The organism is Dyadobacter sp. UC 10, from assembly GCF_008369915.1.
GTDB lineage: Bacteria > Bacteroidota > Bacteroidia > Cytophagales > Spirosomataceae > Dyadobacter.
Window position 1 is genome coordinate 3,218,700 of sequence record NZ_VSRN01000001.1, and the last position, 19,630, is coordinate 3,238,329.

Sequence of the window (19,630 nt, forward strand, 5' to 3'; positions counted from 1 at the left end):
TAAATCTTTGACGAGAAATAGCAAATGGCAGTTAAAAAATTAAAACCGACAAGTGCTGGTCAGCGTTTCCGCTCGGCTCCTACGTTTGAGGAGATAACGACGGCTAAACCTGAAAAGAGTCTTCTGGAAACCATCAAGAGAACGGGTGGTCGTAACAGCCAGGGACACATGACCATGCGATATATAGGTGGTGGTCACAAAAGAAAGTATCGTGTAATTGATTTCAAAAGAAATCGGTTTGATGCACCGGCCACTGTACTTACAATTGAATACGATCCGAACCGTTCAGCGCGCATTGCTCTTGTTCAGTTTGAAGATCAGGAGAAAAGGTACATCATCGCTCCTAATGGATTGAAAGTAGGACAAGTTATCATTTCTGGTAACTCTGTTGCGCCTGAGGTTGGAAATGCACTTCCTTTGAGCGCGATGCCTATTGGTACTATTGTTCATAATATTGAGCTTACTCCAGGTAAAGGAGGGCAGTTTGCAAGAAGCGCGGGCGCATATGCTCAGCTTGTCGCAAGAGAAGGTAAATACGCTGTTCTCAAAATGCCTTCCGGTGAAATGAGAATGGTTCTTTCTACCTGCATCGCAACTGTTGGTACAGTTTCGAACGCAAGTCACATGAACGTGGCATTAGGCAAGGCCGGCCGTCGCAGATGGTTAGGACGTCGCCCACGCGTAAGAGGAGTTGCAATGAACCCAGTTGATCACCCAATGGGTGGTGGTGAAGGCCGTTCTTCCGGAGGTCAGCCTCGTTCTAGAAATGGTCAGTTTGCGAAAGGTCTTAAAACTCGCGATCGCAACAAGCATTCTGAGAAATTGATTATCAGCCGTCGTAAAAAATAATAGAATAACATGGCACGCTCATTAAAAAAAGGACCATATATAGACTTCCGTCTTGAGAACAAAGTTCAGGTAATGAACAATTCTTCACGTAAGTCAGTAATCAAGACCTGGTCACGACGCTCAATGATATCTCCTGATTTTATCGGACATACATTCGCAGTACATAACGGAAATAAATTTATCCCTGTTTATGTAACTGAAAATATGGTTGGTCATAAGCTCGGTGAATTTTCTCCAACAAGAAACTTCCGTGGCCACACTGCAAAAAAAGATAAAGGAAGAAAATAAATAGTCTACGGTAGCTGGTTCTGAAAGGAACGAGCCTATATCTGAAAGAACATGGAAGCAAGAGCTATATTAAAAGACGTGCCTACTTCTCCTCGCAAGATGAGACTAGTGGCCGACATGATTCGCGGACAAAAGGTTAGCAAAGCGTTGGCACTATTGAAGTTTCAACCAAGGGCATCTTCTCCGGTTTTGCATAAAGTTTTGTTGTCAGCTGTTGCCAACTGGCAGCAATTGAATGAGGATTCAAAACTAGAGGACGCGGATCTTATTGTTAAAACCGTATTTATTGACGGTGGACGTATGTTGAAGCGTTTGCGCCCTGCACCTCAGGGGAGGGCACACAGGATCCGCAAGCGGTCAAATCATATCACAATTGTGATTGATGATGCATCGGCGTCAGCTGAGGCAGAAAAAGAAGCAGTAACTGAATCATAAGTAAAACGATCTATATCGAATGGGACAAAAGGTTAATCCTATAGGTCTGAGACTAGGAATTGTTAGAGGATGGGAGTCAAGTTGGTATGGAGGAAAGGACTTCTCTGACAAATTGGTGGAGGACGAAAAAATCCGTAACTACATTAAGGCTCGTATCCCAAAAGGATCGATTTCAAAAGTAGTTATAGAACGTACTTTGAAACGTATTACATTGACCATTCATACTGCCCGTCCAGGGATCGTGATTGGAAAGGGTGGTAGCGAAGTTGATAAAATCAAAGAAGAGCTTAAAAAAATTACAGGGAAAGATGTTCAGATCAACATTTATGAGATCAAACGTCCTGAAATCGATGCTAAGTTAGTTGGAGAGGCTATCGCTCAGCAGTTGCAAGCTCGTATCTCATATCGTAGAGCAATGAAGCAATCAATCGCTTCTGCAATGCGGGTTGGGACACAAGGCATTAAGATTCGCCTGGCAGGTCGTCTTGGTGGAGCTGAAATGGCTCGTACTGAGGAATACAAAGAAGGAAGAATTCCTCTACATACTTTGAGAGCTGACATTGATTATGCAATCTCAGAAGCACAGACCATTTACGGAAAAATCGGTATTAAGGTTTGGATTTTCAAAGGCGAGTTGTATGGTAAGCGTGATCTTACTCCAAGTGCAGCGACAGCGGCTTCTGACAGAGCTGACAGAAGCGCGTCTTCTGGAAATGATCGTGGAGGAAACGACCGGGGCGCAAGAGGTGATAGAAGAGGTGGTCGTGGTAACGACGGAGCGCCACGTGGTGAAGGTGGCGGCGGTGGAAGCGAAGCAGATCGTCGCAAGAGAAACAAGAATAAGAAGAAGTAATCAGACATTTTCCGGTTTTCACCGGTTCAAATAGATTAGAATCATGTTACAGCCGAAAAGGACAAAATTTCGCAAGCAACAGAAGGGAAAAGGTTCATACAACGGTTTGGCAACACGTGGACATGAAATCGCTTTTGGATCTTTCGCCATCAAGGCGCTAGAACCAGGTTGGTTAACAGCACGCCAAATCGAAGCAGCCCGTATCTCAGTAACACGTGCTATGAAACGCGAAGGTCAGGTTTGGATCCGTGTTTTCCCGGATAAACCAATTACTAAGAAGCCTGCTGAGGTTCGTATGGGTAAAGGTAAAGGTGCTCCTGAATATTGGGTAGCTCCTGTGAAACCCGGAACGATCATTTTCGAAGCGACTGGTGTTGCACTGGATACCGCAAACGAAGCATTGCGTTTGGCTGCACAAAAGTTGCCAATTAAAACCAAGTTCGTGGTGCGTCGGGATTACCAGGAATAGGACTAACCCGAATGTATTAAGAACGCTAATTATTTAAAGCAATGACTAGTAAAGAAATAAAGGATCTTTCGCAAGATCAGCTTAAAGAGCAGATCGCCCAGGAGAGAGAGCGCTTACTCCGGTTAAAATTCGCTCACGCGATTTCACCGATTGAAAACCCTTTGCGTATTCGCGCCTCACGTAAGGAAATTGCAAGACTCTTAACAGAGCTGTCGGCTAAATCTAACCAACAGTAAATCAGTTTAGAAATTATGGAGGCAACAGAAAGAAATTTACGTAAAGAAAGAGTAGGTAAAGTAGTGAGTAACAAAATGGAGAAATCCTGTGTAATCACTGTTGAGCGTAAAGTGAAGCATGCGAAGTACGGTAAGTTTATGACTAAGACTACCAAGCTTATGGTGCATGACGAAACCAATCAGGTTGGCATCGGTGATACGATCCGCGTGATGGAGACACGTCCGCTTAGTAAGAATAAGCGTTGGAGATTAGTAGAAATCCTTGAAAGAGCTAAGTAACAATGGTACAGCAAGAATCAAGACTGTCGGTAGCAGACAACAGTGGAGCGAAGGAAGTACTCGTAATCCGTGTACTTGGCGGAACTGGCAAACGCTATGCCTCAGTAGGCGATAAAATCGTCGTAACAGTAAAGTCTGCTCTGTCTTCGAGCAATATGAAAAAAGGCACGGTTTCGAAAGCCGTGGTTGTACGTACCAAGAAGGAAGTACGACGTAAAGATGGTACCTATATCAGGTTTGAAGATAATGCGGCTGTCTTATTGAATAACAATGATGAGCCTAGGGGTAGCCGTATCTTCGGACCTGTTGCAAGGGAGCTGCGTGAAAAGCAGTTTATGAAGATCGTATCTCTTGCGCCTGAGGTGTTATAAGAAATCAAGCACAAGTATTTCTTTAAACTGTAATTAAGAATTACCAATGGAAAGTAAAAATAAAAAGGCACCTGCTAAATTACACATTCGCAAAGGCGATACTGTAAAGGTGATCTCTGGTAATGCAAAAGGAGAGACCGGCGTGATCAAGAAGGTGCTTGTTGAGAAGTTGAGAGCGACTGTGGAAGGTGTTAATATGATCACTAAGCATGTTAAGCCTAATGCACAGAATCCGCAGGGAAGCATCGAAAAGCTTGAAGGAGCGATTCACATCAGTAATTTGATGGTTGTAGATCCCAAAACGGGTGAAGCAACTAGAACCGGACGTAAAGCTAATGACAAAGGCAAGCTGCAACGGTTTTCAAAGAAGACAGGAAATCTTTTATAGTCCTGTTGGATAGAAATTGAATTATTATCGGATAAGTGGGTCGGCAATCCACGTAACTATTTAGGAAAATGGCACAGCCAAGATTAAAAGAAAAATATGTGAGCGAAGTTGTCTCACAATTGAAGGAGAGGTTTCAGTACAAATCTGTAATGCAGGTTCCGCGTTTGACTAAGATAGTCATTAATAAAGGAATCGGTGCTGCGGTAGCTGATAAGAAACTGGTCGATACAGGAGTAGAAGAATTAAGTTTAATTACCGGTCAGAAGGCAATTGCTACAATTTCCAAGAAGGCGGTGTCTAACTTTAAGCTTCGAGAAAACATGCCGATTGGAGCGAAGGTTACTTTGCGCGGAGATCGTATGTATGAATTCCTGGATCGTTTGACCGCAATCGCAATGCCGCGTGTAAGAGACTTCAAAGGTATTAGCGATAAAGGTTTCGATGGACGTGGAAATTATACCTTTGGTGTAAAAGAGCAGATTATTTTTCCAGAGATAAGCATTGAAAAGGTGAATAAAATCACTGGAATGGATATCACGTTTGTGACTTCAACCAATTCGGATGAGGAAAGTTACGAGCTGTTAAAAGCTTTGGGAATGCCTTTCACCAACGCGAATAAATAAGAAATTACTTAAGATTATTTACCGACAATGGCAAAAGAATCAGTTAAAGCAAGAGAGAGAAAAAGGCAAGAATTGGTTGCCAAGTATGCTGACAAACGTAAAAAGTTGAAAGCTGCCGAGGACTGGGTGGGTCTTGATAAGTTACCACGCAACTCATCTCCTGTTCGTCTTCATAACCGATGCAAGATCACGGGAAGACCCCGGGGGTATATGCGTAAATTCGGGATTTCAAGAGTTCTTTTCCGGGATATGGCCTCAGATGGAAAAATTCCGGGAGTTACTAAATCAAGTTGGTAAGTATACTTTCAATTCTGATTTCAATTACTTAACTTTGCACTCCCGTTCAAAAAGGGGTGTTTAAACTTGGCATAAAAATGTTAACGGATCCCATAGCAGACTATCTGACGAGACTCAGAAACGCTATCAAAGCGAAGCACCGGGTTGTTGAGATACCTGCATCCAACATAAAAAAAGAGATTACCAAAGTACTTTTTGATAAAGGGTATATTCAAAGCTATAAGTTTGACGAGGTAGGGCCACAAGGCACTATTAAGATTGCATTGAAATACAATCCTGTCACTAAGCAATCTGCAATTGTAAAATTGGAGAGGGTTAGCAAACCTGGATTACGTAAATATTCGGGTTCTTCTACATTGCCGCGCGTTTTGGGTGGATTGGGAACTGTGATAATTTCGACATCCAAAGGCGTAATGACCGATAAAGAGGCGAAGACTCTTAATGTTGGCGGTGAGGTGTTGTGTTTCGTGTATTAATATTTAAAGATATTCAAGAATGTCACGGATAGGAAATAAAGTTATCGTTTTACCAGCCGGTATTTCAGTTGCCGTTGGCGATGATAACGTCGTGTCGGTAAAAGGTCCTAAGGGCACTTTGTCTCAGACAGTTGATAGCGATATCATTGTTGAAGTAGAAGGAAATGAGCTTAAAGTTAAGCGCCCTACGGAACAGAAACGTCATAAAGCATTGCATGGTCTTTATCGTTCTTTGATCAATAACATGGTGATCGGAGTGGGGGAAGGCTACAAGAAAGAGTTAGAGATAATCGGGGTGGGTTACAAGGCGAGCTCAGCAAATAATGTGCTTGAATTGCAACTTGGTTTTTCTCACAACATTTTCATGGCGATACCAAGTGAAATTAAGTTGACAACAACTTCTGAGAAAGGTCAAAATCCTAAGGTAATACTAGAGGGAATTGATAAAGAATTGATCGGATCTGTTGCAGCAAAGATCAAATCACTGCGTAAAGTTGAACCTTACAAAGGAAAAGGTATACGTTTTGTTGGTGAAATCGTTCGTCGTAAGGCTGGTAAGTCTGCTTCTAAGAAGTAATTCGTCGCCACAAAATAGGTTATAAACAAAGTTAGAAAATATTCAGATGGCTAACGCAAAAGCAGACAGAAGACAGCGCCTGAAGCTTCATATCCGTAAGAAGGTAAAAGGTAGCACGGGACGTCCAAGACTTTCAGTTTTTCGCTCTAATACAAGCATTTACGCTCAGATTATAGACGATATTAATGGAGTAACACTCGCGAGTGCATCATCAATTGATCTTGGTGGAAGAAAAGAAAACTCCAATGTAGAAGTTGCGACTCAGGTAGGCAAAAAGATTGCTGAGAAGGCGCAGGAAGCAGGTATTCAGGCGGTTGTTTTTGATCGCAACGGATATTTGTACCACGGAAAAGTAAAAGCATTGGCCGAAGGAGCCCGTGAGGGTGGCCTGAAATTCTAAGTATAACAAAGACTATGTCTATAAATACAAGACCTTCGAAGGTTAACGAATCTGATTTGAAAGAGCGCGTAGTTGCCATCAATCGGGTAGCAAAAGTAGTGAAAGGCGGTCGTCGTTTCAGTTTCTCAGCAATTGTTGTTGTAGGAGATGGTAATGGTGTCGTTGGATATGGCCTGGGAAAAGCAAATGAAGTGACTGATGCAATTGCAAAGGGCATCGATGACGCTAAGAAAAACCTGATTCAAATTCCAATGCTCAAGCATACAGTGCCGCACGAGATGGAAGGAAAATTCAGTGGCGGGTTTGTGCTTATAAAGCCTGCAGCACCAGGAACTGGTGTTCTTGCGGGAGGCCCAATGAGGGCGGTACTGGAAAGTGCTGGTATTAAAGATGTACTTGCAAAGTCGAAAGGATCCTCCAATCCTCATAATGTGATTAAGGCTACAATTGACGCTCTTTTGAAAATGAGGGCACCACATCAGGTAGCTTTCCAGCGTGGCGTGAAGTTAGAGAAAGTATTCAACGGATAGTCCTTGGGATTTCCTTTATCTGAGAGATGTTATGTCAAAAGTACGAATTACACAGGTTAAGAGCACAATAGACCGTCCTGAACGCCAAAAACTTACAATCAAAGCTTTGGGTTTGGGCAAATTGAACCGGTCGGTTGAAAAGGAAAATAGCGAAGCGATTGCGGGGATGATCCGCAAGGTGAGCCATTTGGTTAAAGTCGAAGAAATTTAATATACGAATAGTATGAATCTTAGTTCATTAAAGCCGGCTGCTGGTTCCGTTAAGGTTGGAAAGAGGGTTGGACGTGGTCAGGGCTCCGGAAAAGGAGGAACTGCTGCACGTGGGCACAAAGGAGCTCAGTCACGCTCTGGATATAGCAGGAAGTTAGGTTTCGAAGGGGGGCAAATGCCGCTTCAGAGACGCTTGCCTAAATTCGGTTTCAATAATATAAATCGGGTTGAATTCAAAGCGCTTAATTTGGACGCTATCCAGGCATTAGCTGAGAAAATCGGTGTAAGTGTTATTACACCTCAAGTAATCAGTGAACACGGTCTTAGTGCAAAGAAGGATCTTATAAAGGTTCTGAATAGAGGAGCGGTTTCTACGGCTCTCGAAATTCATGCACATGGGTTTTCTGCGACAGCCGTAGAGGCGATTGAGAAAGCTGGAGGTAAAGCGGTTAAGTTATAATTACGCTATTAGGCAGTGTTGCGTTTGAATAGCTAATGTAGACCCACAAAATGAAACGATTTTTAGAGACTATTAAGCACATATTTGCAATAGAGGAGTTGAGGACACGTATTCTCAACACTCTTTTGTTTATAACCATATTCCGTTTGGGGTCTTACGTAGCTTTGCCAGGTGTTGAGCCTGATCAAATGAATGTATCTTCTCAAGGGTTGATGGGTCTTTTAGATACTTTCTTAGGTGGAGCCTTTAGCAAGGCTTCCATTTTTGCATTAGGTATCATGCCTTACATTTCTGCATCGATCGCTATTCAACTTTTGACAATGGCGCTGCCTTATTTTCAAAAGATGCAGAAGGAAGGGGAGTCAGGCCGCAAAAAGCTGAATCAAATTACTAGGGTACTTACCATTATTGTGACCTTGGTTCAAGGGACTGCATATTTAAATACTACGGTGCCTGATGAAGCTTTGTTGGTTCCAAGAAGCCTTTTCTCAATATCGTCTGTTTTTGTTCTCACGGCCGGCACAATGTTTTGCATGTGGCTTGGAGAGAGAATTACAGACAAAGGAATTGGGAACGGTATTTCAATGCTGATCATGATTGGTATTGTATCAAGGTTCCCGGGTGCTATCTACAAGGAGTTTGTTTCAAGGGGTAGTGGTGGAATTCTTTTGTTCGTGCTGGAAATTGTTGCTTTGTACTTTGTAATCATGGGAGCTGTGATGCTCACACAGGCCGTACGAAGAATACCTATACAATACGCTAAACAGGTAGTAGGTAATAGGGTAATGGGAGGACAGCGCCAGTACCTGCCTTTGAAATTGAATGCTGCCGGTGTGATGCCAATCATTTTCGCACAAGCACTGATGTTTATTCCTTCTTTGGGAGCATCTTATTTTGCGGAGAAAAGTGATTTTGCGAGCGATGTCGCTACTATTTTTGCAAATTACACGACCTGGCAGTATAACTTGCTTTTTGCGGTATTAATCATTGTCTTTACCTTCTTTTATACTGCAATATCGGTTAACCCGCAGCAAATTGCGGACGATATGAAAAGAGGCGGAGGGTTTATTCCCGGCGTTAAACCCGGACAGCAGACGTCGGAATACATTAGTTCGGTGTTGGACAGAATAACTTTCCCAGGTTCTCTGATGTTAGCTCTTGTTGCAATCTTACCTGCTTTTGCGAGCTTGCTGGGGGTTTCAACTGACTTTGCTCATTTCTTCGGTGGAACTTCTCTTCTTATTATGGTAGGTGTTGTCTTAGATACTTTGCAGCAGGTTGAAAGTTACCTTTTGATGAGACGCTATGAAGGTTTAATGAAATCAGGGAGGGTAAAGGGTAGAACGGAAAGCGTCGCTATCTGAGGAAAATGATTTATCTGAAGACAGAGGAAGAAATAGAGCTGATTAAAGAAAGTGCTCAGGTTCTCGGTAAAGCACATGCCGAGGTAGCGACTTGGGTTAAGCCAGGTGTTACAACGAAGAAGTTGGACATGGTAGCTGAGGAGTACATTCGGGATTTCGGTGGAATCCCGTCATTCAAAGGATTTAATAACTTTCCAGCTTCGCTCTGTATTTCTGTAAATGAGGTAGTTGTTCACGGTTTTCCGGGAACATACATGTTAAAAGAAGGTGACATTATCTCAGTAGACTGTGGAGTTAAATTGAAGGGTTATCATAGCGACAGTGCCTATACATACCCGGTAGGAGAAGTATCTAAGGAGGTAATGGATCTGCTGTCAGCTACGAAGAGATCCCTTTATAGAGGAATTGATCAGGCCGTTGATGGCTTGCGAATGGGAGACATAGGGCATGCGATTCAGAGTTATGTCGAAGAAAGAGGATATTCCGTAGTGAGGGAGCTGGTGGGCCATGGTGTCGGGAGGGATCTACATGAAAGTCCTGAAGTTCCCAATTACGGCAAGCGTGGTAAGGGTGTGAAGTTGCGGGAGGGAATGGTACTTGCTATCGAGCCTATGATCAATCTGGGAACAAAGGCAGTAATGCAGGAAAGAGACGGCTGGACAATCCGAACGACTGATCGAAAGTATTCTGCTCATTTTGAGCACACTGTTGTAGTAAGAAAAGGCAAAGCAGAAATTCTGACAACATTCGATTATATAGAGAAAGTGACGGCCAATACCAGCCTAATGGTTGAAGTAAAGTAATTAACGCTACGAATGGCAAAACAGGCATCAATCGAACAAGACGGAGTAATTCTCGAAGCATTATCAAACGCAATGTTTCGGGTAGTATTAGAAAATAAACACGAAGTTATAGCGCATATTTCCGGGAAAATGAGAATGCACTATATTAAGATATTACCGGGAGACCGTGTAAAATTAGAAATGTCTCCTTACGACTTATCTAAGGCGAGAATCACCTACAGATATAAATAAGGAGTCGATCACCTCAAATTAACACTTAAGTATACTCAGATGAAAGTCAAAGCATCAGTTAAAAAGCGCAGTGAGGACTGCAAAGTTATACGCCGTAAGGGGAAGGTATATGTAATCAATAAGAAGAACCCACGGTATAAACAAAGACAAGGTTAATCATATGGCACGTATTTCAGGAGTTGATATTCCCGACCGTAAAAGAGGCGAAATTTCTTTAACGTATATTTTCGGAATCGGTCGCAGTTCTGCTAAGAAGATACTCGACAAGGCGGGAGTTGATTTGAATAAAAAAGTTGTTGACTGGACAGACGACGAATCAGGTGCGATTCGTGCGGTTATTGCCGGTGAGTACAAAGTGGAGGGTGCACTGAAGTCGGAAGTTCAATTGAGCATTAAGCGCTTGATGGATATTGCTTGTTACAGAGGTCTTCGTCATCGTAAGGGATTGCCATTGCGCGGACAGAGAACCAAAAATAACTCTCGTACTCGTAAGGGTAAGCGTAAGACAATCGCTAATAAGAAAAAGGCTACTAAATAAACAATGAGCAGTGGTTAGTCCACACTTATTCCTCGAGCAATGGCACAAAATAAAAGAAAAGATAAAGCAAAAAAGAGAGTGGTAGTTGTTGAATCTGTTGGTCAGGTTCATATCAAGGCTTCTTTCAATAATATAATTATCTCTATTACTAACAACAATGGCCAGGTTATTTCCTGGGGTTCTGCTGGTAAGATGGGATTCCGCGGGTCCAAGAAAAACACTCCGTACGCTGCTCAGACAGCTGCTCAGAGTGCAGCACAAGTTGCGTTTGATCTTGGAATGCGCAAGGCTGAGGTTTTTGTTAAAGGACCAGGATCTGGCCGTGAATCGGCAATTCGTACGATTCAAAATGCAGGAATTGAAGTGATGACCATTAGAGATATCACGCCGCTTCCGCACAACGGCTGCCGTCCCCCAAAACGCCGTAGAGTATAGTAAAATCATCCATTCGTAATTTGGACACTGGGGTTACAGAATGGTTTTAATTAGTTATAATAAATAAAAAAGTTTTTTAATGGCACGTTATACAGGTCCCAAATCGAAGATTGCAAGACGTTATGGAGAACCCATCATGGGTCCAAGCAAAGCGCTTGCAAAGAAAAATTACCCTCCCGGCATGCACGGAAAGGGTCGCCGCTCCAAAAAATCGGAGTATGCGTTACAATTGATGGAAAAGCAAAAGGTGAAATTCATCTACGGTATTCTTGAAAGACAGTTCCGTAACCTTTTTGAGAAAGCATCTGTCAAAGACGGTATCACTGGTGAAAACCTTTTGAAATACTGCGAAGCACGTCTTGACAATACAGTTTACCGGTTGGGTATTGCTCCCACGAGAAGAGCTGCCAGACAATTGGTTTCACACAAGCATATTTTGGTTGATGGTGAAATCGTTAACATTCCGTCTTACTCACTTCGTCCCGGACAAGTAGTTACTGTCCGCGAAAAGTCTAAGTCGCTTGAATCTGTTGCAGAAAGCCTTGCAGGCCATAGTTCCAGAGGTTTCAACTGGCTGGAATGGGATGGGCAGCAGTTGTCGGGTAAATTTGTAACTTTCCCTGAGCGCGAGCAAATTCCTGAAAACATCAACGAGCAGCTTATCGTTGAGTTGTATTCTAAATAATCTTCATAATTCTGGTACTTCCCCGGCAACCGGGGAAGTACTTTTTAGCCGTTAACGGCAATTTTGCGATCGCAAAGGTAACGGTAGCGTGATCAACTATCATTTACTACTATAAAAGGAGCAAAGACTATGTCAATATTAGCTTTCCAAATGCCTGATAAGGTCGTCATGGAAAAAGCAGATGACTTTCACGGGTTGTTTGAGTTTAAGCCTTTAGAGAAAGGATACGGCGTAACAATTGGTAATGCGTTACGTAGGATACTTCTTTCTTCTTTAGAAGGTTACGCCATCACGAGTGTGAAGTTCCCAGGCGTGCTTCACGAATTCTCTTCTATCGAAGGTATTGTAGAGGATGTTACAGAAATCATCCTGAACCTGAAAATGGTTCGTTTCAAAAAAGTTTCTGATTTGAGTGAAAGCAGGATAGTTGTAAATCTGAAAAATGTTTCTGCTATTACAGCTGGTGACATTGGAAAATTTACAAATGCATTTGAAGTTCTGAATCCGGACCAGATTATCTGTCATATAGATGATCAGAAGGAGTTCGAGATGGAACTTTTGCTAGATAAAGGTAGAGGATATGTCCCAGCTGACGAACCACGTGCAAACGAACTGCCGTTTGGTTACATCGCAGTTGACTCGATTTACACACCTATCAAGAATGTAAAATACAGTGTTGAAAATACACGTGTTGAACAACGTACCGACTACGAACGTCTTTTGATTGATATTCAAACTGATGGATCGATTCATCCTGAGGATGCCCTGAAAGGAGCAGCAAATATTTTAATTCAGCACTTTATGCTGTTCTCGGATCAGACAATGACCTTCGAGAAGCAAAAGGCAGAAGAGGATAACCAGGTTGATGAAGAAATGTTACGCATGAGGAAGCTTCTGAAGACTTCTTTGTCGGAGCTGGACCTTTCTGTACGTGCATATAACTGTTTGAAATCGGCTGATGTTAAATCACTTGGTGATTTGGTAAGGCTGGAAATTTCGGACATGATGAAATTCCGTAACTTTGGTAAAAAGTCCTTGACAGAGTTAGAGCAGCTCGTTGCTGATAAACAACTCACCTTTGGAATGGATGTAGCCAAATATCGCCTGGACGAGGATTGACAATTATTTCCATTATAAGTATGTATTCTGTAGCGCGCGAATCGCAGCTCGAAGCAACTAAACAACAAAACAATGAGACACGGTAAGAAAGATAATCATTTAGGAAGAACAGCATCTCACCGCAAGGCGATGCTTTCAAACATGGCTTCCTCTTTGATTCTTCACAAAAGAATTGAAACAACTCTGGCAAAAGCGAAAGAACTTCGTAAGTACGTTGAACCTTTGCTAACCCGCGCAAAAGAAGATTCTACCCACAACAGAAGAATTGTATTTTCCTATCTGAACGACAAGGAATCTACTAAGGAGCTTTTTGGTACAGTATCCGACAAGATTGCTTCTCGCCCAGGTGGTTATACGCGTATTATCAAGCTTGGAAACAGACTTGGTGATGCTGCTGAGACTGCGCTGATCGAGCTGGTTGATTTCAATGATGCATTACTGCTTGCAAATGCTGACAAGCCTGCGAAGACTCGTCGTAGCAGAAGAGGTGGTAGCAAGAAAGAAGGAGCTGCTGAAACAACAGCTGCTGCGCCAGTTAAGAAAGAAGATCATCCAATAGTTGAAGAGTCAGAAACAGCTGTTGATGAAACTCCGAAGAACGAAGAATCATCCGAAGCTACTGATAAAGAGTAGTTTTGGAAACTGATTAAAATATACAAAGGGTTAAACGTTTTCGTTTAACCCTTTTTTTTGAGCAAAAAGCTGTATTTTTGCACGAATTTTGGCGGAATGTATTTTCGCTGCCCGAAAGTGAAGAAAAATCGATAAAACCATATATGAATCAAAAAAAGGAAGCTCTGTTGTTGCTTGAAGACGGAACAGCATACAAAGGTCTAGCTTTGGGAATACGTGGAACGACTGGTGGCGAAATTTGCTTCAACACCGGCATGACTGGTTATCAGGAAATTTATACTGATCCGTCATATTATGGTCAGATCATTGTCAATACCAATTCTCACATTGGGAACTACGGTGTGCAGCTGGATGATGAGGAAGAATCAGGCTCCGTAAAGATTCGTGGGATGGTCTGCAATACATTTTCTGCGATTTACTCGAGAGATACCGCCGACTTTTCTTTGCAAGAGTATTTCGAGAGATCAAATATCGTGGGGATAAGCAATGTGGACACCAGGCATTTGGTACGACATGTAAGAGAAAAGGGTGTTATGAATGCAATCATCTCCTCAGAAATTCTCGACGAGACGCTTCTTATGGAGGAGTTGAAGAAAATCCCTTCTATGGACGGTCTTGAATTGTCGTCGGAGGTCACGACAATTGAACCTTATTTCGTGGGAGATGAGGAAGGCAGCAGGTGGAGAATTGCGGTAATGGATTATGGAATTAAAAAAAGCATTCTCTCTAATCTTACTTCCCGCGGTTGTTATTGCAAGGTTTTTCCAGCCAAGACATCTTTCGAAGAAGTAATGAAATGGCAGCCCGACGGATTCTTTATATCGAACGGGCCGGGCGATCCTTCTGCAATGCTTTACGCTGTGGAAAGTGTGAATGAGATGATTAAAAGCAGCAAGCCATTGTTTGGGATATGCCTGGGGCATCAATTGCTGGCACTCTCAAGCGGTATCAGTACTTACAAAATGCATCACGGGCATCGTGGTCTGAACCATCCTGTCAAGAATCTTCTTACGGGATTGTGTGAGATAACTTCGCAAAATCACGGTTTTGCAGTAAATCCGGGCGAGATCGAAAGTCACCCTGATATAGAGATCACGCATGTCAACCTGAATGACAATACGATCGAAGGGATTAGAAGAAAGGATTCTCCGGCATTCTCTGTACAGTATCATCCGGAGGCATCCCCAGGGCCGCATGACTCAAGGTATTTGTTTGATGACTTTATCAAATTGTTGAAAGAAAACTAATTTGTAAAAGACCTCCATACGGAGGTCTTTTATTTTAAATGTTAGCATCCAATAATTCTCGAAAGTCTTCCTCTCTCAGAAGCCCTTCTTTCCGCATTACCAGCTTTCCACTCTTATATAACAAAAAAGTGGGCACTTCTTCAATTTTAAGCTCCTTAGCCAGCGTCTTATTCTGATCGTAGTTAATTGTCTGGATCTTTGCCTTTCCACTGTATTCGGACGTGAGTTTCTTGACGGTTGGCAGCATTTTTTGACAAGGTGCACACCATGGAGCGTAAAAGTCAACCAGCACTACCTTGTCAGAAGCGATCAAATGCTGGAAATCTGTTTTCGATATAGCGCTGACTGATTCGCTTGCAGAGGTACCCTCTGTTTTCTTACCCGCCGCTGACCATTTTAAGTATCCACCCTTCAGGTCATAAATTTTATTAAAACCGCTCTCCCGCAAGATCTTTGCAGCCGCTCCACTTCGTCCTCCCGAAAGGCAATACACATATACCGGCTTGTTTTTGTCGAGCCCGCTAACCAGCTGACGAAAATTTGGATCTTTATAATTTATATTCTTCGCATTTCGCAAATGCCCATCCTGGTATTCGTTTGGAGTACGCACGTCAAGCAGCTGTGTTTTTTCGTTGCTAGAAATCTGTCGCTCGAATTCATCCGGAGTAAGTTGGATTTGGCCCAGGGCAGCATTCGTCAGGGCCAGGATCAAAAGAGTTATTGCACTTAAAATTTTCATAAAAGCAGGTTGTGTTAATGCATTGTAAATTTAGCCTAAAGTGAATTGTCATTTATGGATGACGATTTTTTTGTGTTATTTTGTAGGCGTTAACATATTCAATTTATAATCAAAAAATAAAGCTGCAAATGAGTACGATTCAGTCAGTACATGCAAGACAAATTCTGGATTCAAGAGGAAACCCAACAATAGAAGTTGATATTCGTACCGAAAACGGTTATCTGGGGCGTGCTGCTGTTCCTTCTGGTGCATCGACCGGAAAGCATGAGGCCGTTGAACTTCGCGATAACGACAAAAGCGTTTACGTTGGAAAAGGAGTTTTGCAGGCAGTTGAAAATGTAAACGATATTATTTTCCCCGAATTGATCGGTTGCTCAGTTTTCGAGCAAAATCTGATAGATAAGATCATGTTGGAGCTTGATGGTACGCCTAATAAGGGCAAGTTAGGTGCCAACGCAATTCTTGGTGTTTCTCTTGCAGCTGCCAAAGCAGCCGCGCAGGAAGCAAACCTTCCACTTTATCGTTACGTAGGCGGTACTAACGCAAATACGCTTCCGGTTCCGATGATGAATATTCTGAACGGAGGAAGTCATGCCGACAATTCCATCGATTTTCAGGAATTTATGATCATGCCTGCAAAAGCAGATACATTTTCACAGGCATTGCGCATGGGTGTTGAAGTTTTCCATACACTTAAAACTGTATTGAAAAGCAAAGGCTACTCAACCAACGTTGGTGACGAAGGGGGATTTGCACCAAATATCAAATCCAATGAAGAGGCGATCGAAATTGTAATCCAGGCTATTGAAAAAGCGGGCTACAAACCAGGCGAAGAGATCTTCATTGCAATGGATGCAGCAGTTTCTGAATTTTACGAAGATGGATTCTATCACTTCAAAAAATCAGACGGGCGCAAATTGAGCTCTGCTGAAATGGCTGATTACTGGACTCAGTGGGTTGCTAAATACCCTATTATCTCTATTGAAGACGGAATGGATGAAGATGACTGGGCTGGCTGGAAGACATTGACAGATTCAGTTGGCAAGAAATGCCAGCTTGTTGGAGATGATCTTTTTGTTACTAATGTTACCCGTCTGCAACAAGGTATCGAGTCACAAATAGCAAATGCGGTTCTTGTTAAAGTAAATCAAATAGGCTCTTTAACTGAAACAATTGACACTGTAAATCTTGCAAAACGTAACAGCTACAAGAGCATTATGTCGCACAGATCCGGTGAAACTGAGGATTCAACTATTGCCGATCTTGCCGTTGCATTGAATACAGGGCAGATCAAAACAGGTTCAGCATCCCGCTCGGACCGTATGGCGAAATACAACCAGCTACTCCGGATCGAAGAAGAGCTCGGTGAAAGCGCATATTTCCCAGGTTTAAAATTCTGATTAACCGAGACCGGAGCCTAGCGCTCCGGTTCTCATTTTCGGGTAGTGCTGATGAAAAGTAACTCGTTCTGGTCCTTCCAAACGCTAAAAAATTTTTATGTCGCCACGCTTGTTGCCTGGCTGATATGGGTATTATTCCTGGATAACAACAACGCGAAAGTGGTGTTTTCTAACAGGATGAAAATGAAGGAGCTTGAAACCGAGAAGTCTAAGCTATTAGACAAAATCGCGCAAGTGAAAAAGGAACGGAATGAAGTATTTGGGAATCCGAAAATGGTAGAAAAATGGGCGCGGGAGAAGTTCCTGATGAGAAAGCCCAATGAAGAGGTTTTCGTGATCGTTGACGAAAACAATCAACCGATAGAAAGTAAAAAAGAGGAGTGAGCCGAGACTCACGGAATATCATATTCTAATATTAAAAACATTGAGCAGAAAAGTAATTCTCATCATCATGGACGGTTGGGGAATCGCAAAATCAAGCGAGGAAAACCGTTCAGCTATTGTCGCTGCAAACACTCCATTTTACGATAGTATTCTTCAAAAGTATCCTCACAGCAAGCTGCAGGCAAGTGGCCTTGCAGTGGGTTTGCCTGACGGACAAATGGGGAATTCAGAAGTTGGTCATACCAATCTTGGCGCAGGAAGGGTTGTTTACCAGGATCTTGTTAAAATTAATCTAGCTGTCTCAGAAGGTACATTAGCCAGGGAAAAGGCGCTGACCGAAGCTCTGACATATGCGAAGACAAACAACAAAAAGCTACATTTTATCGGTCTGGTATCTGACGGCGGTGTGCATTCACACATCGAGCATCTCAAAGGACTATGCAAAATTGCGGCAGATCAGGGACTCGACAAAGTCTTCGTTCATGCATTTACAGACGGAAGGGACTGTGATCCGAAAAGCGGCTTGGGATTCCTGACAGATTTGAAGGATACCATGAGCAAAACTACCGGCAGGCTGGCGAGTGTGACTGGTCGTTATTATGCGATGGATCGTGATAAAAGATGGGAGCGGGTTAAGCTTGCGTACGATGCGATGGTACATGGTGAAGGAAAGAGGGTCGCGGAAATGGAAGTGCTAAAAGCTGTACAAACGTCCTATGAAGAAGGGGTAACCGACGAATTCATCACCCCAATTATCGCAACGGACGCATTGGGTGAGCCTATTGCGGTAATAGAAGACGGTGATGTAGTGTTATGTTTTAACTTCCGTACAGATCGCGGAAGGGAAATTACGGAGGTCCTTACCCAACAGGATTTTCATGAGCAAAACATGCACAAGCTGAATTTGAAATACATTACAATGACGAATTATGACGATACTTTCAAAGGTGTGGATGTCATTTTCGATAAGGACAATCTGAATAATACACTTGGAGAAGTGTTGGAAGCGGCTGGCAAAAAGCAGATTCGTATTGCGGAAACTGAAAAATATCCGCATGTTACGTTCTTTTTTTCCGGCGGAAGAGAGAAGCCATTTGAAGGCGAGAGCAGACTTCTCTGCCCATCCCCGAAGGTGGCCACTTATGACCTTCAACCGGAAATGTCAGCTTTTGGTATTCGTGATTCAATTATTCCGGAACTGGAAAAAGAGGAAGTTGATTTCGTTTGTCTGAATTTTGCAAATCCTGATATGGTGGGTCACACAGGTGTTTTTGAAGCTGCTGTTAAAGCATGTGAAACAGTAGACCAATGTGTTCAGGCAGTTGTGACAACCGGTCTCAATCATGGATACTCTTCCATTATCATCGCTGATCATGGCAACTCGGATTATATGTCAAATGACGACGGCTCGCCAAACACCGCCCACTCATTAAATCTGGTGCCTTGTATATTGGTTGATAATAGTTATCAAATGCCTATTAACGATGGAAAACTAGCAGATATCGCTCCTACAATTCTGGCTTTAATGGATATACCAAAGCCAGAAGAAATGACGGGGACCAGCATTCTTTAAACTTAACATTTGTAAATCTTGTTGCCTACGGAGAGCTTTAAACAGCTCTCTGTTTTTTTAAATATGAGTTGCTTGACTACAAGGATATTCGTCAGAAATTTTGTGTTCGCCTTTTTGGCGTGCTTTGTGCTTTTCGGTTGTGATGAACGCAAAACCGATGAAAGGAATGAAAAGGCCTACTACGACTTGCGGGGTTTTGTAGAAGATCAGATTGTTTACCTGAAAGAAAAAAAGCCACAGGTAACAAAAACGGCAAAGCTGGACGGAGAGGCACAGACGATACAGTCAGCAGAAATTGACTGGGATAAAGAATTTGGCCTATTTCTTCAAGCAGATATTAACAAGCCTTCCTATGCGCAGAGCTATGACGTTGTACGCAAGGATTCAGCCACATTTGAATACAGATTAAAGCAAAATGCAGATCTCCCGGTTCGCTATCTCAAAATAGTTGTTGATACTCTTTTAAAATCTCCGGTTCGTGTCACAGCCATAATCCAATCCAAAAACCGGATTTACGAGTCGGAGAAAAACATCGAATTGACTTATTCCCGGAAAAACAATCTTCCGCAAATCTCTTTTTACTTGGTAAGCGGTTACCAAAAGCTAATCTTTATGGAGCCCAAATCCTTCAGCATAACTTCAAAAATAGGACAATAGCGGGTTCCTGATGGCGTCCACTCTGTACGCTTACACCATAATTTGGGTAAACATTACCCAAATGCAGCGCTGTATAAATCA

At 42.6% G+C, this 19,630-nt stretch carries 32 protein-coding genes; 31 read left to right on the top strand and 1 reads right to left on the bottom strand.

What is annotated here, in order from left to right:
* Positions 1 to 24: 24 nt before the first annotated feature.
* From rplB to carA, 27 genes are all read left to right on the top strand, one after another.
* Positions 25 to 849, top strand: a complete 825-nt coding sequence (gene rplB / locus FXO21_RS13260) for a 50S ribosomal protein L2 (protein ID WP_149640523.1) — start codon at positions 25 to 27, stop codon at positions 847 to 849.
* Positions 850 to 858: 9 nt separating this feature from the next.
* Entirely contained in the window at positions 859 to 1,137 is a 279-nt protein-coding gene (rpsS, locus tag FXO21_RS13265; protein ID WP_031528749.1) for a 30S ribosomal protein S19, read from the top strand.
* A 51-nt stretch (positions 1,138 to 1,188) separates the two neighbouring features.
* The gene (gene rplV / locus FXO21_RS13270; RefSeq protein WP_149640524.1) at positions 1,189 to 1,572 is read left to right on the top strand and encodes a 50S ribosomal protein L22; all 384 of its coding nucleotides are present in this window, start codon (positions 1,189 to 1,191) and stop codon (positions 1,570 to 1,572) included.
* 19 nt (positions 1,573 to 1,591) lie between these two features.
* Positions 1,592 to 2,425 carry a 30S ribosomal protein S3 gene (gene rpsC / locus FXO21_RS13275; RefSeq protein ID WP_149640525.1) on the top strand — a complete coding sequence of 278 codons (834 nt, stop codon included), beginning with the start codon at positions 1,592 to 1,594 and terminating at the stop codon, positions 2,423 to 2,425.
* A gap of 43 nt (positions 2,426 to 2,468) precedes the next feature.
* A complete protein-coding gene (gene rplP, locus FXO21_RS13280) occupies positions 2,469 to 2,894 on the top strand; it encodes a 50S ribosomal protein L16 (RefSeq protein ID WP_138480884.1) in 426 nt (141 codons plus the stop codon).
* Positions 2,895 to 2,935: 41 nt separating this feature from the next.
* Positions 2,936 to 3,130: a 50S ribosomal protein L29 gene (gene rpmC, locus FXO21_RS13285; RefSeq protein ID WP_031528745.1), complete on the top strand. Its 195-nt coding sequence runs from the start codon at positions 2,936 to 2,938 to the stop codon at positions 3,128 to 3,130.
* A 15-nt stretch (positions 3,131 to 3,145) separates the two neighbouring features.
* On the top strand, positions 3,146 to 3,409 hold the full coding sequence (rpsQ, locus tag FXO21_RS13290; RefSeq protein WP_082217005.1) for a 30S ribosomal protein S17: 264 nt from the start codon (positions 3,146 to 3,148) through the stop codon (positions 3,407 to 3,409).
* A gap of 2 nt (positions 3,410 to 3,411) precedes the next feature.
* Positions 3,412 to 3,780, top strand: a complete 369-nt coding sequence (gene rplN, locus FXO21_RS13295; protein ID WP_015813798.1) for a 50S ribosomal protein L14 — start codon at positions 3,412 to 3,414, stop codon at positions 3,778 to 3,780.
* Between the two features lie 46 nt (positions 3,781 to 3,826).
* Complete coding sequence (rplX, locus tag FXO21_RS13300; protein WP_149640526.1) at positions 3,827 to 4,168, top strand: 50S ribosomal protein L24; 342 nt, start codon at positions 3,827 to 3,829, stop codon at positions 4,166 to 4,168.
* Positions 4,169 to 4,236: 68 nt separating this feature from the next.
* Positions 4,237 to 4,791, top strand: coding sequence for a 50S ribosomal protein L5 (gene rplE, locus FXO21_RS13305; protein ID WP_149640527.1), 555 nt, complete (start codon positions 4,237 to 4,239; stop codon positions 4,789 to 4,791).
* Between the two features lie 27 nt (positions 4,792 to 4,818).
* Positions 4,819 to 5,088, top strand: a complete 270-nt coding sequence (gene rpsN / locus FXO21_RS13310; RefSeq protein ID WP_138365937.1) for a 30S ribosomal protein S14 — start codon at positions 4,819 to 4,821, stop codon at positions 5,086 to 5,088.
* A 77-nt stretch (positions 5,089 to 5,165) separates the two neighbouring features.
* Positions 5,166 to 5,564, top strand: coding sequence for a 30S ribosomal protein S8 (gene rpsH / locus FXO21_RS13315; RefSeq protein WP_031528740.1), 399 nt, complete (start codon positions 5,166 to 5,168; stop codon positions 5,562 to 5,564).
* A gap of 19 nt (positions 5,565 to 5,583) precedes the next feature.
* On the top strand, positions 5,584 to 6,141 hold the full coding sequence (gene rplF, locus FXO21_RS13320) for a 50S ribosomal protein L6 (RefSeq protein WP_149640528.1): 558 nt from the start codon (positions 5,584 to 5,586) through the stop codon (positions 6,139 to 6,141).
* A gap of 46 nt (positions 6,142 to 6,187) precedes the next feature.
* Positions 6,188 to 6,541 (top strand): 50S ribosomal protein L18, encoded by a 354-nt coding sequence (rplR, locus tag FXO21_RS13325; protein ID WP_149640529.1) that lies wholly within the window; start codon positions 6,188 to 6,190, stop codon positions 6,539 to 6,541.
* A gap of 14 nt (positions 6,542 to 6,555) precedes the next feature.
* Positions 6,556 to 7,071: a 30S ribosomal protein S5 gene (gene rpsE, locus FXO21_RS13330; RefSeq protein ID WP_149640530.1), complete on the top strand. Its 516-nt coding sequence runs from the start codon at positions 6,556 to 6,558 to the stop codon at positions 7,069 to 7,071.
* Between the two features lie 31 nt (positions 7,072 to 7,102).
* Positions 7,103 to 7,282: a 50S ribosomal protein L30 gene (gene rpmD / locus FXO21_RS13335; protein WP_149640531.1), complete on the top strand. Its 180-nt coding sequence runs from the start codon at positions 7,103 to 7,105 to the stop codon at positions 7,280 to 7,282.
* A 12-nt stretch (positions 7,283 to 7,294) separates the two neighbouring features.
* Positions 7,295 to 7,741 (top strand): 50S ribosomal protein L15, encoded by a 447-nt coding sequence (gene rplO / locus FXO21_RS13340; protein ID WP_149640532.1) that lies wholly within the window; start codon positions 7,295 to 7,297, stop codon positions 7,739 to 7,741.
* Positions 7,742 to 7,791: 50 nt separating this feature from the next.
* Positions 7,792 to 9,105 (top strand): preprotein translocase subunit SecY, encoded by a 1,314-nt coding sequence (gene secY / locus FXO21_RS13345; protein ID WP_149640533.1) that lies wholly within the window; start codon positions 7,792 to 7,794, stop codon positions 9,103 to 9,105.
* 5 nt (positions 9,106 to 9,110) lie between these two features.
* Positions 9,111 to 9,908, top strand: a complete 798-nt coding sequence (gene map / locus FXO21_RS13350) for a type I methionyl aminopeptidase (protein ID WP_149640534.1) — start codon at positions 9,111 to 9,113, stop codon at positions 9,906 to 9,908.
* Positions 9,909 to 9,920: 12 nt separating this feature from the next.
* On the top strand, positions 9,921 to 10,139 hold the full coding sequence (gene infA / locus FXO21_RS13355) for a translation initiation factor IF-1 (protein WP_015813810.1): 219 nt from the start codon (positions 9,921 to 9,923) through the stop codon (positions 10,137 to 10,139).
* Positions 10,140 to 10,178: 39 nt separating this feature from the next.
* Positions 10,179 to 10,295: a type B 50S ribosomal protein L36 gene (ykgO, locus tag FXO21_RS13360; protein WP_015813811.1), complete on the top strand. Its 117-nt coding sequence runs from the start codon at positions 10,179 to 10,181 to the stop codon at positions 10,293 to 10,295.
* A 4-nt stretch (positions 10,296 to 10,299) separates the two neighbouring features.
* On the top strand, positions 10,300 to 10,677 hold the full coding sequence (rpsM, locus tag FXO21_RS13365; protein ID WP_149640535.1) for a 30S ribosomal protein S13: 378 nt from the start codon (positions 10,300 to 10,302) through the stop codon (positions 10,675 to 10,677).
* Positions 10,678 to 10,716: 39 nt separating this feature from the next.
* Positions 10,717 to 11,112, top strand: a complete 396-nt coding sequence (rpsK, locus tag FXO21_RS13370; protein WP_149640536.1) for a 30S ribosomal protein S11 — start codon at positions 10,717 to 10,719, stop codon at positions 11,110 to 11,112.
* Between the two features lie 79 nt (positions 11,113 to 11,191).
* Entirely contained in the window at positions 11,192 to 11,797 is a 606-nt protein-coding gene (gene rpsD, locus FXO21_RS13375; protein WP_149640537.1) for a 30S ribosomal protein S4, read from the top strand.
* Positions 11,798 to 11,926: 129 nt separating this feature from the next.
* Positions 11,927 to 12,916 carry a DNA-directed RNA polymerase subunit alpha gene (locus tag FXO21_RS13380; protein WP_149640538.1) on the top strand — a complete coding sequence of 330 codons (990 nt, stop codon included), beginning with the start codon at positions 11,927 to 11,929 and terminating at the stop codon, positions 12,914 to 12,916.
* A 72-nt stretch (positions 12,917 to 12,988) separates the two neighbouring features.
* The gene (rplQ, locus tag FXO21_RS13385) at positions 12,989 to 13,549 is read left to right on the top strand and encodes a 50S ribosomal protein L17 (RefSeq protein WP_149640539.1); all 561 of its coding nucleotides are present in this window, start codon (positions 12,989 to 12,991) and stop codon (positions 13,547 to 13,549) included.
* Between the two features lie 143 nt (positions 13,550 to 13,692).
* Positions 13,693 to 14,796 (top strand): glutamine-hydrolyzing carbamoyl-phosphate synthase small subunit, encoded by a 1,104-nt coding sequence (carA, locus tag FXO21_RS13390; protein ID WP_149640540.1) that lies wholly within the window; start codon positions 13,693 to 13,695, stop codon positions 14,794 to 14,796.
* 34 nt (positions 14,797 to 14,830) lie between these two features.
* Here carA and FXO21_RS13395 read toward each other — a convergent pair whose 3' ends face one another.
* Entirely contained in the window at positions 14,831 to 15,535 is a 705-nt protein-coding gene (locus FXO21_RS13395) for a thioredoxin domain-containing protein (protein ID WP_149640541.1), read from the bottom strand.
* 128 nt (positions 15,536 to 15,663) lie between these two features.
* On the opposite strand from FXO21_RS13395, the gene eno reads away from it, so the two are divergent.
* The 4 genes from eno (at position 15,664) to FXO21_RS13415 (ending at position 19,549) form a co-directional block, all read left to right on the top strand.
* The gene (gene eno / locus FXO21_RS13400) at positions 15,664 to 16,935 is read left to right on the top strand and encodes a phosphopyruvate hydratase (protein WP_149640542.1); all 1,272 of its coding nucleotides are present in this window, start codon (positions 15,664 to 15,666) and stop codon (positions 16,933 to 16,935) included.
* Between the two features lie 51 nt (positions 16,936 to 16,986).
* Entirely contained in the window at positions 16,987 to 17,319 is a 333-nt protein-coding gene (locus FXO21_RS13405; protein WP_149640543.1) for an FtsB family cell division protein, read from the top strand.
* 40 nt (positions 17,320 to 17,359) lie between these two features.
* Positions 17,360 to 18,892 (top strand): 2,3-bisphosphoglycerate-independent phosphoglycerate mutase, encoded by a 1,533-nt coding sequence (gene gpmI, locus FXO21_RS13410; RefSeq protein WP_149640544.1) that lies wholly within the window; start codon positions 17,360 to 17,362, stop codon positions 18,890 to 18,892.
* A 72-nt stretch (positions 18,893 to 18,964) separates the two neighbouring features.
* Positions 18,965 to 19,549, top strand: a complete 585-nt coding sequence (locus tag FXO21_RS13415) for a hypothetical protein (RefSeq protein ID WP_149640545.1) — start codon at positions 18,965 to 18,967, stop codon at positions 19,547 to 19,549.
* The last annotated feature ends 81 nt before the right edge of the window (positions 19,550 to 19,630 follow it).